The 13157-nt window shown below is 71.2% G+C and carries 13 protein-coding genes; 8 read left to right on the top strand and 5 right to left on the bottom strand.

Features of this window, described 5'->3' with window-relative positions:
* Window positions 1-101: 101 nt before the first annotated feature.
* Window positions 102-602, top strand: coding sequence for a hypothetical protein (locus ACIBVL_RS23470; RefSeq protein WP_399099313.1), 501 nt, complete (start codon window positions 102-104; stop codon window positions 600-602).
* A gap of 71 nt (window positions 603-673) precedes the next feature.
* Window positions 674-1558 carry a formyltetrahydrofolate deformylase gene (gene purU / locus ACIBVL_RS23465; RefSeq protein ID WP_399099311.1) on the top strand — a complete coding sequence of 295 codons (885 nt, stop codon included), beginning with the start codon at window positions 674-676 and terminating at the stop codon, window positions 1556-1558.
* A gap of 76 nt (window positions 1559-1634) precedes the next feature.
* Here the strand turns inward: purU and ACIBVL_RS23460 are convergent, their stop codons facing one another.
* Window positions 1635-2957 carry a maleylpyruvate isomerase N-terminal domain-containing protein gene (locus ACIBVL_RS23460; RefSeq protein ID WP_399099534.1) on the bottom strand — a complete coding sequence of 441 codons (1323 nt, stop codon included), beginning with the start codon at window positions 2955-2957 and terminating at the stop codon, window positions 1635-1637.
* A 5-nt stretch (window positions 2958-2962) separates the two neighbouring features.
* The gene (locus ACIBVL_RS23455; protein WP_399099309.1) at window positions 2963-3544 is read right to left on the bottom strand and encodes a sigma-70 family RNA polymerase sigma factor; all 582 of its coding nucleotides are present in this window, start codon (window positions 3542-3544) and stop codon (window positions 2963-2965) included.
* A gap of 372 nt (window positions 3545-3916) precedes the next feature.
* Between ACIBVL_RS23455 and ACIBVL_RS23450 the strand changes: the two genes are divergently transcribed.
* Together ACIBVL_RS23450 and ACIBVL_RS23445 are read left to right on the top strand one after the other, a co-directional pair.
* Window positions 3917-4300, top strand: a complete 384-nt coding sequence (locus tag ACIBVL_RS23450) for an STAS domain-containing protein (protein ID WP_399099307.1) — start codon at window positions 3917-3919, stop codon at window positions 4298-4300.
* A gap of 352 nt (window positions 4301-4652) precedes the next feature.
* Entirely contained in the window at window positions 4653-5165 is a 513-nt protein-coding gene (locus ACIBVL_RS23445; protein ID WP_399099305.1) for an EF-hand domain-containing protein, read from the top strand.
* Here the strand turns inward: ACIBVL_RS23445 and ACIBVL_RS23440 are convergent.
* Window positions 5144-6655, bottom strand: a complete 1512-nt coding sequence (locus ACIBVL_RS23440) for a class I adenylate-forming enzyme family protein (protein ID WP_399099303.1) — start codon at window positions 6653-6655, stop codon at window positions 5144-5146. The two genes, ACIBVL_RS23445 and ACIBVL_RS23440, sit on opposite strands and share 22 nt — an antisense overlap.
* Window positions 6656-6809: 154 nt before the next feature.
* Here ACIBVL_RS23440 and ACIBVL_RS23435 point away from each other — a divergent pair, with 154 nt between their 5' ends.
* Entirely contained in the window at window positions 6810-8006 is a 1197-nt protein-coding gene (locus ACIBVL_RS23435) for an amidohydrolase family protein (protein WP_399099301.1), read from the top strand.
* 41 nt (window positions 8007-8047) lie between these two features.
* On the opposite strand, the gene ACIBVL_RS23430 is transcribed toward ACIBVL_RS23435, so the two are convergent.
* Together ACIBVL_RS23430 and tnpA are read right to left on the bottom strand one after the other, a co-directional pair.
* Window positions 8048-9256, bottom strand: coding sequence for an RNA-guided endonuclease InsQ/TnpB family protein (locus ACIBVL_RS23430; protein WP_399099299.1), 1209 nt, complete (start codon window positions 9254-9256; stop codon window positions 8048-8050).
* The gene (tnpA, locus tag ACIBVL_RS23425) at window positions 9253-9681 is read right to left on the bottom strand and encodes an IS200/IS605 family transposase (protein ID WP_392614371.1); all 429 of its coding nucleotides are present in this window, start codon (window positions 9679-9681) and stop codon (window positions 9253-9255) included. The genes ACIBVL_RS23430 and tnpA overlap by 4 nt, the downstream gene beginning before the upstream one ends.
* 150 nt (window positions 9682-9831) lie before the next feature.
* On the opposite strand from tnpA, the gene ACIBVL_RS23420 reads away from it, so the two are divergent.
* The 3 genes from ACIBVL_RS23420 (at window position 9832) to ACIBVL_RS23410 (ending at window position 12990) form a co-directional block, all read left to right on the top strand.
* Window positions 9832-10962, top strand: coding sequence for an acyl-CoA dehydrogenase family protein (locus ACIBVL_RS23420; protein ID WP_399099296.1), 1131 nt, complete (start codon window positions 9832-9834; stop codon window positions 10960-10962).
* Between the two features lie 9 nt (window positions 10963-10971).
* Window positions 10972-11853: an acyl-CoA dehydrogenase family protein gene (locus tag ACIBVL_RS23415; protein WP_399099293.1), complete on the top strand. Its 882-nt coding sequence runs from the start codon at window positions 10972-10974 to the stop codon at window positions 11851-11853.
* A gap of 549 nt (window positions 11854-12402) precedes the next feature.
* The gene (locus ACIBVL_RS23410; RefSeq protein WP_399099532.1) at window positions 12403-12990 is read left to right on the top strand and encodes an ATP-binding protein; all 588 of its coding nucleotides are present in this window, start codon (window positions 12403-12405) and stop codon (window positions 12988-12990) included.
* Window positions 12991-13157 lie beyond the last annotated feature (167 nt).

Genomic DNA, 13157 nt, shown 5'->3' with positions numbered 1-13157 from the left:
TCACATCACTAACCTGGGAGTGACCCACGGTCAACGAGTGGTGACGCGAAGGTGAATTGCAGGGGTCCCCGAGGCCTCCGAAGCGGTAGAACGTACGATCGATGACCGTGCAAGGTTCGGAGAACTCTTCCCGTCGCGGCCGTCGCTCCTCCACCATGGGCGGCATGCCACTCAACGACATGCCGTGGTGGCGCTGGCGCAGCAATGTGCGCTCCGCGCTGCACATGCTCTCCGACCCGGTGTTCCAGCAGAACGTCTGGCTGGCCGGCGTCGACGGCTACGGCGACGTGACCGACGCCGTGTACCGCCTGGTCGAGGACACCTGGCTGGACAACTGGTCCGCCGAGAAGTACGTGGGCACGATCTTCCGTGACTCCCAGGAGGCGGCCCTCGTCGACACCGCCGTCCTCCGGGTCCTGCGGATCATGCACCAGGTCGGACCGGACGCCCCCGTCTCCACCTACGTCTCCCACCCCGGCTGGCCGGAGGCCGTGCACGCGGCACGCGACGCGCATGTGCGCCTGGCGGCGGCCGACGGCGAGGACCCGGACACGCCGCCGCGCACGCTGGAGGTTCTGCGGATCATGACCCGGTCCGCGTGAGCGTGCCCGCGTAGGTCCGCCCTGCGGACGGCGTTCCGCCCGGCTTGCGCGAACGTGAGACCCTGTGCTGCATGAACGAGCAGTCCAGCCGAGCCGCGGCGACCCCCGTCGACCAGTACGTCCTCACCCTCTCCTGCCCGGACAAGCAGGGCATCGTGCACGCCGTGTCGAGTTACCTGTTCATGACCGGATGCAACATCGAGGACAGCCAGCAGTTCGGCGACCACGACACGGGACTGTTCTTCATGCGGGTCCACTTCTCGGCGGAGTCGCCGCAGACCGTGGACAAGATGCGCGCGAGCTTCGCGGCGATCGGTGACTCCTTCCACATGGACTGGCAGATCAACCGGGCCGACGAGAAGATGCGCATCGTCCTCATGGTCAGCAAGTTCGGCCACTGTCTGAACGACCTGCTGTTCCGCGCCCGGATCGGCGCGCTGCCGGTGGAGATCGCGGCCGTGGTGTCCAACCACACCGACTTCGCCGAGCTGGTGGGCTCGTACGGCATTCCCTTCCACCACATTCCGGTGACGAAGGAGACGAAGGCGGAGGCCGAGGCGAAGCTGCTCGACCTCGTGCGGGAGCAGGACGTCGAGCTGGTCGTGCTCGCCCGTTACATGCAGGTGCTCTCCGACGACCTGTGCAAGCAGCTCAGCGGGCGGATCATCAACATCCACCACTCCTTCCTGCCGAGCTTCAAGGGCGCGAAGCCGTACCACCAGGCGCACACCCGGGGCGTGAAGCTCATCGGCGCGACGGCGCACTATGTCACCGCCGATCTCGACGAGGGGCCGATCATCGAGCAGGAGGTCGAGCGGGTGGGGCATGACGTCACGCCGGATCAGCTGGTCGCGGTGGGCCGGGATGTGGAGTGCCAGGCGCTTGCGCGGGCTGTGAAGTGGCATGCGGAGCGGAGGATTCTGCTCAACGGGCGACGGACGGTCGTTTTCGCCTGACACCTCGAGGATCTGGGGCTCGCGGGCGGCCGCGGGTGCGTCGAGGCGACCGGCCACGACCACCCGCGGCCAGCCCCTACATCCGGCTCAAGCTCGCCGCGGCGAACAGCACATCCCTGATGGCCGCCCGGTCGCCCAGCTGCCCCGCCGCCGCTTCCTCCGGTGACACATGGCCCGCGGCCAGCCGGCAGAACTCCACGTCGTCCAGGGCCACGTGGGCCACCTCGTGATCCGCGGAGCCCACCGCTCCGGGGGAGTCCAGGGGGATCAGCCACTGGCCGCCGGCGTCGCCCTCGATCTCCAGGCGGAGGCTGCGGCCGGGCTCGCCGGCGGTGACCAGATGGCGGCTGTGGGCGGGTGTGGCGAGCCCCGTGCGGCGGCGGGCCGCGAGTACCCGCGGAAGCATCCGCGCGGCCAGGTCGATCATGCCGCGGAGATGGCGCGGCGCGGGCGGCGCGTACGGGTAGTCGACCGCCTCCGCGATGTCCTCGGCGTGCACCCAGCACTCGAAGGCCCGGTCCAGCATGGCGTCCCGCAGGGGCAGCTCGAAATCGCCGTACGAGACCGGCAGGGTGCCGGGGCCCGGGCCGGTGAAGGAGACCGTGCGTACGACGGCGTGGCTCAGTTCGCGCCAGGGTCCGCGCACCGAGCGGGTGGGCGGGAAGTGCGAGGCCTCCCAGAACGCCTCCGTGCGCCCGGCGGGGGTGCGTGGCTTGTCCGCCTCGTCCTTCTCGTGTGCGCCGAGCGGGTCCTCCAGGCCCAGTGCCACGGCGACCAGGCCGTCCACGGCGAGGAGGTGGGCGATGACACCGGCGACGGTGGTCCGGCGGGTCGCCTCGCCCCCGCCGCGGAACCAGCGCAGCCGCACGGGCGCGTGCCACTCGGCGTCCCCGAAGTCCTGGAGCAGGGCGTCCAGCCGGGCGGTCTCGGCGTCGTACGAGGCTGCCCACGCCGGCACCGGGATGTGCGGCGGGCGGCGGTCCAGGCAGGCATCCAGGACGCGGGTGCGCAGGCCGGGGTCGAGGTCGAGGCTCTCCGGGCGCTGGAGCAGGCCGACCGCCTCGCGCAGCCGCCGGGCCTCGTCCGCGCAGGTGCCGCAGCTGCCGAGGTGGTCCTCGACGGCGGCCGTCTCCTTCACCGAGCAGGCCGCCAGCGCCCAGGCGCCCAGCAGGGCCTTGAGCACGGGGTGCTCCAGCCGAAGCGGCTCCGGCGCGGTGAGCGCCTCCAGCTCGGGCAACGGCAACCCGGTGTCCTCGACGGAGGCCCGGGGGAGCGGTATGCGCGCCGAGCTCACCCTGTCGCCGTCCGCGCCCTCCGCGTGGATCGAAGCCGGCGTGCCCTCGGTTTCCTCCGTGCTGTCCTCCTCCTCGTCACCGTCGTACTCCTCGAAGCCGTCCATGCCGTTCAAGCGGCACCCCCGTATTCGGGCGGGGCACCCGGGGAGGGGGCGTCGTGGGCCGTGGAGAGGAGCTGGAGGCCGAGGCGGAGCCGACGGCGTGCCTCGTCCTCGGTGACGCCGAGGTCGGCGGCGGTCTGGCGGTAGTCGCGGCGCTGGAAGTAGGCCAGCTCCAGGGCGGCGCGCAGCGGGGCGGGCATGGCCTGGACGATGTAGTCGGCGCGGGCGGCGACCGAGGCGTGCCGCACCTTCAGTTCCAGTTCCTCGGTGGAGCCGTGGCCGCCCTCGGCGAGCGCGGCGGTCTCGGTGGCGCGCAGCCGCTGCACCGCGAGGCGGTGGGTCAGCGTGGCGACCCAGGTGCGCAGGGGGCACTCCTGGGGGTCGTAGGCGTCGGGGTGTTCCCAGAGGTGGGCGAAGACGTCGCGGGTGATGCCGTCGGCCGCGTGTTCGTCTCCGAGCACGCGGTGGGCGAGCCCGTGCACGAGCGAAGCGAACCGGTCGTAGAGCTCACCGAGGGCGGCGGCCTCACCGCGCGCGAGGCGCTGCTGCATCCTGCGGTCCCAGCGGGGCGGTGCGTCCCTCTTCGCCATGCGGCCCCCTCACCGTGCCCGTCCCTGTGCCCAGCCTGCGTCCACCGTCACCTCGAATGTAGTCGGCACGTCCGACAACGCACGCCCCTTTGTTCCAATGTGCGCCCCTGGGCGGCCGGGCAGTGGTATTGGGCGGCGCCTACCCAGGGTCCCCCTGACCAAGCCGGTTCGAGTACGGCACATCTATGACCGATGGCTGATCGATGTCTTACCGATATCTGATCGAGGTGGATCGAACAGGACTGGATGCGACGAAAACCAGCCTCTCCCTCACGGTTTCCGTTTTTCGCTCGGTGTTTCGGGGCACCGCCGCTGGGCAGCCGCGCTGCAAGGAAGCGAAGGGACAGCTTCCGTTTACAGCGAGCGAAGGGCGTGGTGGTGGCCTTCAAAGTGACCGGCGGCGAGCGGGGCGGGTGGGCCGTGCTCCAAGTGTCGGGCGAGCTGGACCTGGTGACGTCGCCGGTGCTGCGTCAGCGGGTGCACGACGAGGTGGCCGAGGGCCGCCACAGCCTCGTCCTGGACCTCTCCGAGGTGTACTTCTGCGACTCCAGCGGCGTCGGCGTGCTCATCGCCGCCCGCCGCCTCATCCGCTCCTGCCGGGGCCGCCTGCGCCTGATCCTGCCCGCACGCGGGGCCGCGGACGGCTCCCACGTCAACCGGGTCCTGGGCGCTCTCGGCGTCCGCCGCCTCTTCGACGTGTACGGCGACCTGACGGAAGCCCTGGCCGAGGACGGCCCGGAACCACTGTCCGCCTAGGGCGTGCCGGGCGTGCCCCTGGCCTGGGCCGCGAACTCCGTGATCAGCGGGCGGGTGGTGTCGCGGCGGATGTCGTCGTCGCGGGTGAACCGTTCGGTGCGCTCCACCGCCCGCAGTCGAACCGGTGCGTCCCGCCCGCGCCCAGCGGGGTCCCCGGCGCCGCTGTGGCACTCGCCGCCACGGCCTGCGCACCGGACAGCCGACCACATCACCGCTCTGCCACGGCCCTGTCCCGAAATTCTCCCGGTCCTGGTACAGACGCCGTTCTTCCGCTGCCGGAGCGCTCGCCGGCGTCGTACGCTCCCTGCCGGAAGCATCCCCCAAGGGGCGGCGAAAGGCGGTCGGAGCAGACATGGTCAGCAGCGAGTACGAACGCAGGATCGCGGGCCGGTTCGCCACCTTCGACCAGGACGGCAACGGGTACATCGACCGGGAGGACTTCGGTACGGCGGCCAAGGCGCTGCTCGCCGAGTTCGGCACGCCGGCCCGGTCCGACAAGGGGCAGGCGCTGTACGCGGGCGCGGAGGCCTTCTGGCAGGGCATGGCGGGCATCGCGGACCGCGACGGTGACCAGCGCATCACCCGGGACGAGTTCGTGGGCGGCGCCGTCAAACGCCTGCACGACAACCCCGACCGGTTCGCCGAGATCGCCCGTCCCTTCCTGCACGCCGCCCTGGCCATCGCGGACGGCGACGGCGACGGCCTGGCCACGGTCGAGGACACCGCGCGCGTGCTGCGGGTCCTGGGCGTGCCGGAGGACCTCGCCCGCGCGGTCGCCGGCGTCCTCGACGCCGACGCGGACGGCAGGGTCGGCGAGCCGGACATCGTGCCCGCGTTCGCCCGCTACTTCACCGTGCCCGAGTAGCGCTCGCGGAGCTTGTACTTCAGCACCTTCCTGAGCGTCTCGTTGCGCGGCAGCGCGTCCACCAACTCAAGCTGCTCCGGCACCTTGTGTACCGACAGCCCCTCCGCGCGCAGATACGACGTCATGGCGTCAAGGGTCAGTTCCCGGCTCCCGGGGGCCCGTTCCACCACCGCGCACACCCGCTCCCCGCGCTCGGCGTCCGGCAGACCGATCACCGCCACGTCCCCGACGGCCGGATGGGCGGCCAGCAGATCCTCTATCTCCTTCGCCGACACGTTCTCGCCCTTGCGGATGATCACGTCCTTCAGCCGCCCGGTGAGGACCAGGTGCCCGGAGTCCGTCACGTACCCCAGGTCGCCGGTGCGCAGAAAGCCCTCCTCGTCGAAGGCCTCCGCGGTCTGCGCCGGATCCAGATACCCCTGGCACACCGCCTCCCCGCGCAACCGCACCTCCCCGTCCTCCGCGATCCGTATCTCCATGCCCTCCGGGGGCCGCCCCTCGGTCGTCGCGAGGTTCTCGGCGGTGTCGTCCGGATCGCCCATGGTGATCATCGGCACCTCGGTCATGCCGTAGCCGTGGGTGAGCTGCACGCCCATCTCGCGTACGACGGCGTGGTACACCTCGGGCGGCTTCGGCGCACCGCCCCCCGCGAGCAGCCGCAGGGTCGGAATCACCTTCTCGCCCGGCCGCTTGCGCTGCTCGGCGAGGAACATCGAGTAGAACGCCGTCGACCCGCCCGCCACCGTCACCCCGTGCCGGCGGTACTCCTCCAGCGCGTCCGGCAGCGCGAACTGCTCGAACATCACCGCCGGGAAGCCGTACAGCAGCAGCATCACGGTGTAGTCGGGGCCGGCGATATGGGCGTACGGGAAGGCCATCGAGCCGACGTCGTCGCCGGTCAGCCGCAGCGCGTGGGCGAGGCAGGAGCCGCCCGCGATGAGGGAACGGTCGGTGTGCCTGACGCCCTTGGGGTCCGAGGTCGTGCCCGAGGTCCAGTAGATCCAGCGCACGGAGGTGCCGTCGGAGGGCGGCGGGGGCAGGACGGCCGGGTCGCCCTCGGGCAGGTCGTCGTAGGCCTCGAAGACGCCCCTCGCGCCCAGGCGCAGCGCCATCCCGCCGTGGTCGAAGCCGCGCCACACGCCCGGCACGGCGAAGAACTCCGCCTTCGACTCGCGCAGCGCGAAGCCGACCTCGCGATCCCGGTAGAAGGGGATGACGGGGCTCTGTACGGCGCCCAGGCGGGCCAGTGCGAAGGACAGCACGGCCGTCTCGATGCGGGTGGGCAGTTGCCAGGCGACGACCGTGCCGGGGCGCACCCCCATGCCGTACAGGCCGGCCGCCGTCCGCTCGGCACGCGCGCGTAGTTCCCCGAAGGTCAGCGTGCGGTCCTCCTGGAGGAGGACGGGCCGGTCGGGGGTGAGGGCGGCCCGGCGGGTCACCAGCTCCCAGAGGGTGCCGCAGGAGCTCAGGGCATGTGCGGTGTCGGTCACGACGGCCCCCTTCAGCTGACGCTCAGTCAGATCTGGGCAGAGCGTAGGGCCCGGTGCCTTGCTGGTCCAGGGGTGCCGCACTAGCCTTCTTGGTACGTCGAATCTGACGGTCCATCAGATAATGGGTTTACATCGGTTCACGAGTGGGGGTTCCATGACCGAACTGCCGCGCATCGTCAGCGTCGACGACCATGTGATCGAACCGGCGCATCTCTTCGCGACCTGGCTGCCGCAGAAGTACCGGGAGCGCGGGCCGCAGGCCCTCACCGCCGGGATCGGTGAGCTGGCCTACGTCGGCGGGAAGTACCAGATCACGATGGACCCGGACGGTCCGCCCACCGACTGGTGGATCTACGAGGACCTGAAGTTCCCGTACAAGCGCAACATCGCCGCCGTCGGCTTCGACCGGGACGAGATGACCCTGGAGGGGATCACGAGGGAGGAGATGCGGCGCGGCTGCTGGGACCCCAAGGCGCGCCTCGCCGACATGGACCTCAACCATGTCGAGGCCAGCCTCTGCTTCCCGTCCTTCCCCCGCTTCTGCGGACAGACCTTCGCCGAGGCGCACGACAAGGAGGTCGCGCTGGCCTGCGTGCGCGCCTACAACGACTGGATGGTCGAGGAGTGGTGCGGCGACAGCGGCGGCCGTCTCATCCCGCTGTGCCTGATCCCGCTGTGGGACATCGACCTGGCGGTGGCGGAGATCCGGCGCAACGCGGCCCGCGGGGTGCGCGCGGTCACCTTCTCCGAGATCCCCACCCACCTGGGGCTGCCGTCCATCCACTCCGGCTACTGGGACCCGTTCTTCGCGGTGTGCGAGGAGACGGGGACGGTCGTCAACATGCACATCGGCAGCAGCTCGCAGATGCCGGCCGCCTCGCCCGACGCGCCCCCCGCCGTCCAGGCCTCCCTGTCCTTCAACAACGCCATGGCCTCGATGATGGACTACCTCTTCAGCGGTGTCCTGGTCCGCTTCCCGCGCCTCAAACTCGCCTACTCCGAGGGTCAGATGGGCTGGATCCCGTACGCCCTGGAGCGCGCCGACGACGTCTGGGAGGAACACCGGGCCTGGGGCGGGGTCAGGGACCTCGTCCCCGAGCCGCCGTCGACGTACTACTACCGGCAGATCTACTGCTGCTTCTTCCGCGACAAGCACGGGGTCGCGTCCCTGGACGTGGTGGGCCGGGACAACGCCACCTTCGAGACCGACTACCCGCACGTCGACTCGACGTTCCCGCACACCAAGGAGGTCGCCCTCGACCACGTCAAGGGCCTCGACGACGAGACGGTCTACAAGCTGATGCGGGGCAACGCGATCCGCATGCTGGACCTGGACCTCGACACCTGGTGACTCCACCCACGTGTAAACGCGCGGGCTTCCTGCGTCGGTGGCTAGGCCGCCGCGCAGAGGGCCAGCCCGGCCCTGTTGAGGACGTTCGCCGCGCCGACGTGGTCCGCGTTCGCCGCGAACCCGCACGCCGTGCATGCGAACTTCGCTTGGGTGGCGCGGTTCTCCTTCGCGACATGCCCGCACTCGGGGCACGTGCGGGAGGTGTTGCGCGCGTCCACCGCAACCACCAGGCGACCGGCACTCTCAGCCTTGTTCGCCAGGATTGCGAGGAACTGTGCCCAACCCGCGTCGAGGATGCCGCGGTTGAGTCCGGCCTTCGCGGCGGCACCGTTCGGCAGGAAGCTGCCGGGCTGCTCAGGGTCGGCCTTGGGTGCGGGGCTCTTGGTCATACCCGCCGTGGTGAGCCGCTCGTGGGCGATCACGTCGTGGCCGGCGATCAGCGTACGGGCGGTCTTGTGGTGGAAGTCGGCGCGCTGCCGCCGGATCCTGCCGTGCAGCTTGGCGACCTTCCGGGCGGCGGCGCGGTGGCGCTTGGTGCGCTGCCGGGTCCGCTTCGGGAACGTCGCGAGGTGCCGCTGCGCTTCGGCCAGCTCGCCGGCCATCGCTTGGAGGAAGCGCGGGTTGGCGACGTGTTCGCCGTCCGAGGTGGTCAGGAAGTGAGCGACGCCCATGTCGACACCGACGATCGCCCCGGTGGGCGGCAGTTGCTCGGCGGGCACGTTGTCGCAGGAGAGGACGACGTACCAACGGTTCCCCTCACGCTTGACCGAGATCGTCCTGACGCGGCCCTGCACGGGCCGATGCCGGTGCACGCGGACATGCCCGACACCTTGCAGACGGACGCGGGTCTGCGCGTCGTGGGGGGCGGAGTCCCAGCGGCAGCCGTCGCCGTCCTTGGGGAAGGTGACGGTGTCGAAGTGCCCGACGCCCTTGAAGCGCGGGTAGCCCGGCGTCTGTCCGGCCTTGACGCGGCGGAAGAACGCCTGGAACGCCTTGTCCAGGCGGCGCAGGGTGGCTTGCTGGGAGGAGAACGACCAGCGGCCCTGCCGCTCGGGATCGAACGCGCGGATCTCCTTGAGCTGGGCGGACTGGTCGCCGTACCGGACGCTGGTCTTCGAGGTGTGCCGGTAGGCGTCCCGGCGCTCTTGCAGCGCGCCGTTGTAGAGGGAGCAGTGGTCGCGCAGCATCTCGCCGAGCGCTGCCGTCTGACGGGCCGTGGGGCGCAGGAGGAACTCGTACGCGCGGATCACGAGCCGTCCCCCTTCTTCCACGGGCGTTCCCACTGGGTGTTGATGTACTTCTCGACCGTGGCCGCCGACACGGCGCCCACCGAGGCCGCGAAGTACGACGACGACCACAGCGTGGGCATCCGCGACTTCAGGTGCGGGAACTCCTCGCGCAGCACGCGGGACGTGAAGCCCTTGAACTGGTTCGCCACGTACGAGGCCGACGACTTCGGGTCGTGCTTCACGAACAGGTGCACGTGGTCGGGCATCACCTCAAGGGCGATGATCTCCCACCCGCGTTCGTCTGCCTTCTGCCGGATCAGTTCGTCCAGTCGTTCCGCGACCCGGCCGCCGAGGACCGGACGGCGGTACTTCGGGCACCACACGACGTGGAGCCCGAGGTCGTACACGCCGCCGGAGAATCGGCGAACCTTCCTGGTCACGGCCACACGATCGCTATACACACGCCGCAGGTCTAATGCGGCAGAGAGGTGGGCCCAGGTGAACAGTGCGGATCCCTGCACGCAGTTGAGGTCAGAACAGGGCTCAGAAGCCATTCCCCACCCCGCTAAAGCGGGGCGTCCCCTGGCTAGGTCCTGATGGACCTCTCGGACACCCCCGAGGACGCCGAGTTCCGCGCCCGGCTGCGGGACTGGCTCGGCAAGGCGCTGCCCACCCTGCCGCCGAAGCCGTCCCCGGACGACTGGCCGGGCCGCCGCGCCTACGACCTCGGCTGGCAGCGGATGCTGTACGACGCCGGGTACGCGCACGTGCACTGGGACGCCGCCCCGACCGTGCGGCTCATCTTCCTGGAGGAGACGGAGAAGGCCGGCGCCCCTTACGTGGGGGCCAACTTCGTCGGACTGCTGCACGCCGGGCCCACGATCGCCGCGGAGGGCACGGCGGCGCAGCGGGAGCGCTGGCTGCCGCCCGTCCTGCGCGGGGAGGAGGTCTGGTGCCAGGGCTTCAGCGAGCCCGACGCCGGCTCGGACCTCGCGTCGCTGCGCACGCGCGCGTGGCGCGACGGCGACGACTACGTGGTGAGCGGTTCCAAGATATGGACCTCGCACGCCGAAGTCGCCGACTGGTGCGAGCTGTTGGTGCGGACGGACCCGACGGCGGCCAAGCACCGGGGCATCACCTGGCTGGCGATGCCCATGGACGCCCCCGGGATCACCGTACGGCCGCTGCGGACGCTCGCCGGGTCCGCGGAGTTCGCCGAGGTGTTCCTCGACGAGGTGCGGGTGCCGGTCGCCAACCGGGTCGGGGACGAGAACGACGGCTGGCGGGTGACGATGGTGACGCTGTCCTTCGAGCGCGGCACGGCGTTCGTCGGCGAGGTCGTCGCCTGTCGTCGCGTGCTCGGCGAACTCGCCCGCCAGGCCCGCGCGAACGGGCGCTGGGACGATCCGGCACTGCGACGGCGGCTCGGCCTCCTGGAGGCGGAGTTCCGGGCGCTGTGGCGGCTGACCCAGTGGAACGTGAGCGAGGCCTCGGAGGGCGGCGTCCCCGGCGTAGGGGGTTCGGTTTTCAAACTGAGGTACTCGCACGCCCGTCAGGAGCTGTACGACGCCGCTGCCGAGGTCCTCGGCGACGCGGCCCTCGATCTCGACCGGCCCTGGGTGCTCGACCGGCTCTCCTCGCTGTCGTACACCATCGCGGCCGGGACCTCGCAGATCCAGCGGAACATCGTGGCGGAACGGATCCTGGGGCTGCCGAAGGGGCGGTGACCGTACGACATGCGCTTCCAACTGACAGACGACCAGCGTGCGTTGAAGCAGGGCGTACGGGAGCTGCTGGCGCGGCGGTTCGACCGGGAGGCGCTGCGGGCGGCGGTGGAGCGGCCCGGGCTCGACCGGGCGCTGTGGCGGGAGTTGGGCGCGGCCGGGTTCTTCGCGCTGCGGCTGCCCGAGTCGGACGGCGGGGTCGGGCTCGGGCTGCCCGAGGCGGTGGTGGTGTTCGAGGAGGCGGGCCGGGCGCTGCTGCCGGGGCCCCTGGTGGCCACGCACCTCGCGGCCGGCCGTGTCCCCGGCGCGGCCGAGGGCGAGACGGTCGTCACGGCCGTCGACGGCGGGGGGCTGGTGGAGTGGCTGACGGAGGCGGACGTGGTCCACGGGGGCGACGCCTCGGACGCCGTACCCCTTCGGTCGGTGGACCCGTTGACGCCCCTGCACAGGGTTTCCGCGTCCGGTGCCGCGCACCCGGTCGCCGTCCTGCTCACCGCCGCCGAGCAACTCGGCACGGCCACGCGCGCGTGTGAGCTGGCCGTGCAACACGCCCGGGCGCGTGAGCAGTTCGGGCAGCCGATCGGCGCCTTCCAGGCGGTCAAGCATCTGTGCGCCGAACTCCTGGTACGGGTCGAGGTGGCCCGTGCGGCGGTCTACGCGGCCGCCGTCACCGCCGATCCGGCCGACATCGCGGCCGCCCGGCTTCTCGCCGACGAGGCCGCCGTACGCGGCGCCCGCGACTGTCTCCAGGTGCACGGCGGCATGGGGTTCACCTGGGAGGCGGACGTGCACCTGCTGCTGAAGCGGGCCTGGGTGCGTACCCGGCGTGCGGGTGGCGGGACGGAGAGTGAGGAACTGCTCGCGGCGGAACTGCTGGCCGGGGCGGGCCGGTAGCGCGTCTGCCTGCGATGACCGCCCTGCGCGGGCCGGACCGTCCTCGGAGTGTCGCGGATTGTGGCATACCGGAATCACGGAGCGTTGATTTCGGGTTGTGTCCGATGCGTGACCCGTCACGGCCCGGAGTCGGCGGGTCGCTCCGGTACCTTCTGTGGGATGCGAGTGGTTCCGAGCATGAGCCATGCCGGTGGTGCCCCTGGGGCGGTGCCGAATCCGGCGGTGCGTGCCGCTGCTCGCAGGGCGGACGGGCCGGTGGCCCGCGCCTGTTCGACTCCGGGGGGCGGGCGTCGCACAGTATGCCGCACGAGTACTCCTTCGCGCTGGAATATGCCCGAAGCGCTTGTTGAGGTGACTGTACGTCAACCAAGCTGTCTCGTAAGGGATTCACGTTCCGTCACGCTGCCTCTGGCTGTTGTTCTGGCCATGCAGAAAATGGCTACGATCGTGGCCCCCGTCGTCATGGTGCACACGCGGCTCGCGTGGCTTGCGTGGCGCACGGCCATGTGTCCGCCGGTTCGGATGGTGTGAGCGGTGCAGGTGCTTCAAGTGCAGCTGGAGATCCGGCCCGACCCCGCAGAAGTGGGGCGCGCACGGAGGTGGGCCCGTTCGCGCCTTGCCGGGTCCGGCATAGGGGACGACGAGTCGCTCGCCGAGACGTTGATCCTGCTCGTCTCCGAACTCGTCACCAACGCCGTGGTGCACACCGGCTGTCCGGCCGTCGTGCGGCTGTCCCTGCCGGGCGGCGGGCCGGGTGCGGTGGACGGGGCGGCCACCGTCCGTCTGGAGGTCGCCGACACCAGCGACCGGGCCCCCGTGCCCCGGTGCGTGGGCGACGACGCGACGGGCGGCCGGGGCCTGGCCCTCGTCGACTGTCTCGCGGACCGCTGGGGCTGGAGCGTGGAGGGCGGCGGCAAGCGCATCTGGTGCGAACTGGACCGCTGCGAGGAGCCCGCCGAGAGCGCGGCGGACCTCGGGAGCGTCGCGGGGCACGGCGGCGCCGTGGAGTGCCGGAGCGCCGCCGACCGCGAGAGCGTGACGGACCGCCGGGGTACGGCCTTCCCGGAGCCGGTGTACTCGAAGGCGCCGGTGCGCCCGGAGCCGGCGTTCGAGGGGCGCGCGTTCGAGGTCGTCTGACAGGGGGCGGCGGGTGCACGGGGTGCAAAGTCCGTCGGGGGCGGTGCACGGTCGCAGAAAGCGCTGTCGAGCCGTGCCGGAGCGGCCTCGGTGCGCCCGGACGTGCTTCCGTGCGCGCCTATGGGAAATAGGGCGTAAGTAACAAATCCCCGTTCGGGTGTTGACGC

The sequence above is a fragment of the Streptomyces sp. NPDC049687 genome (assembly GCF_044465285.1).
GTDB lineage: Bacteria > Actinomycetota > Actinomycetes > Streptomycetales > Streptomycetaceae > Streptomyces.
The sequence above is the reverse complement of the archived record's forward strand: the minus strand, read 5'-3'. Positions and strand labels throughout refer to the sequence as shown.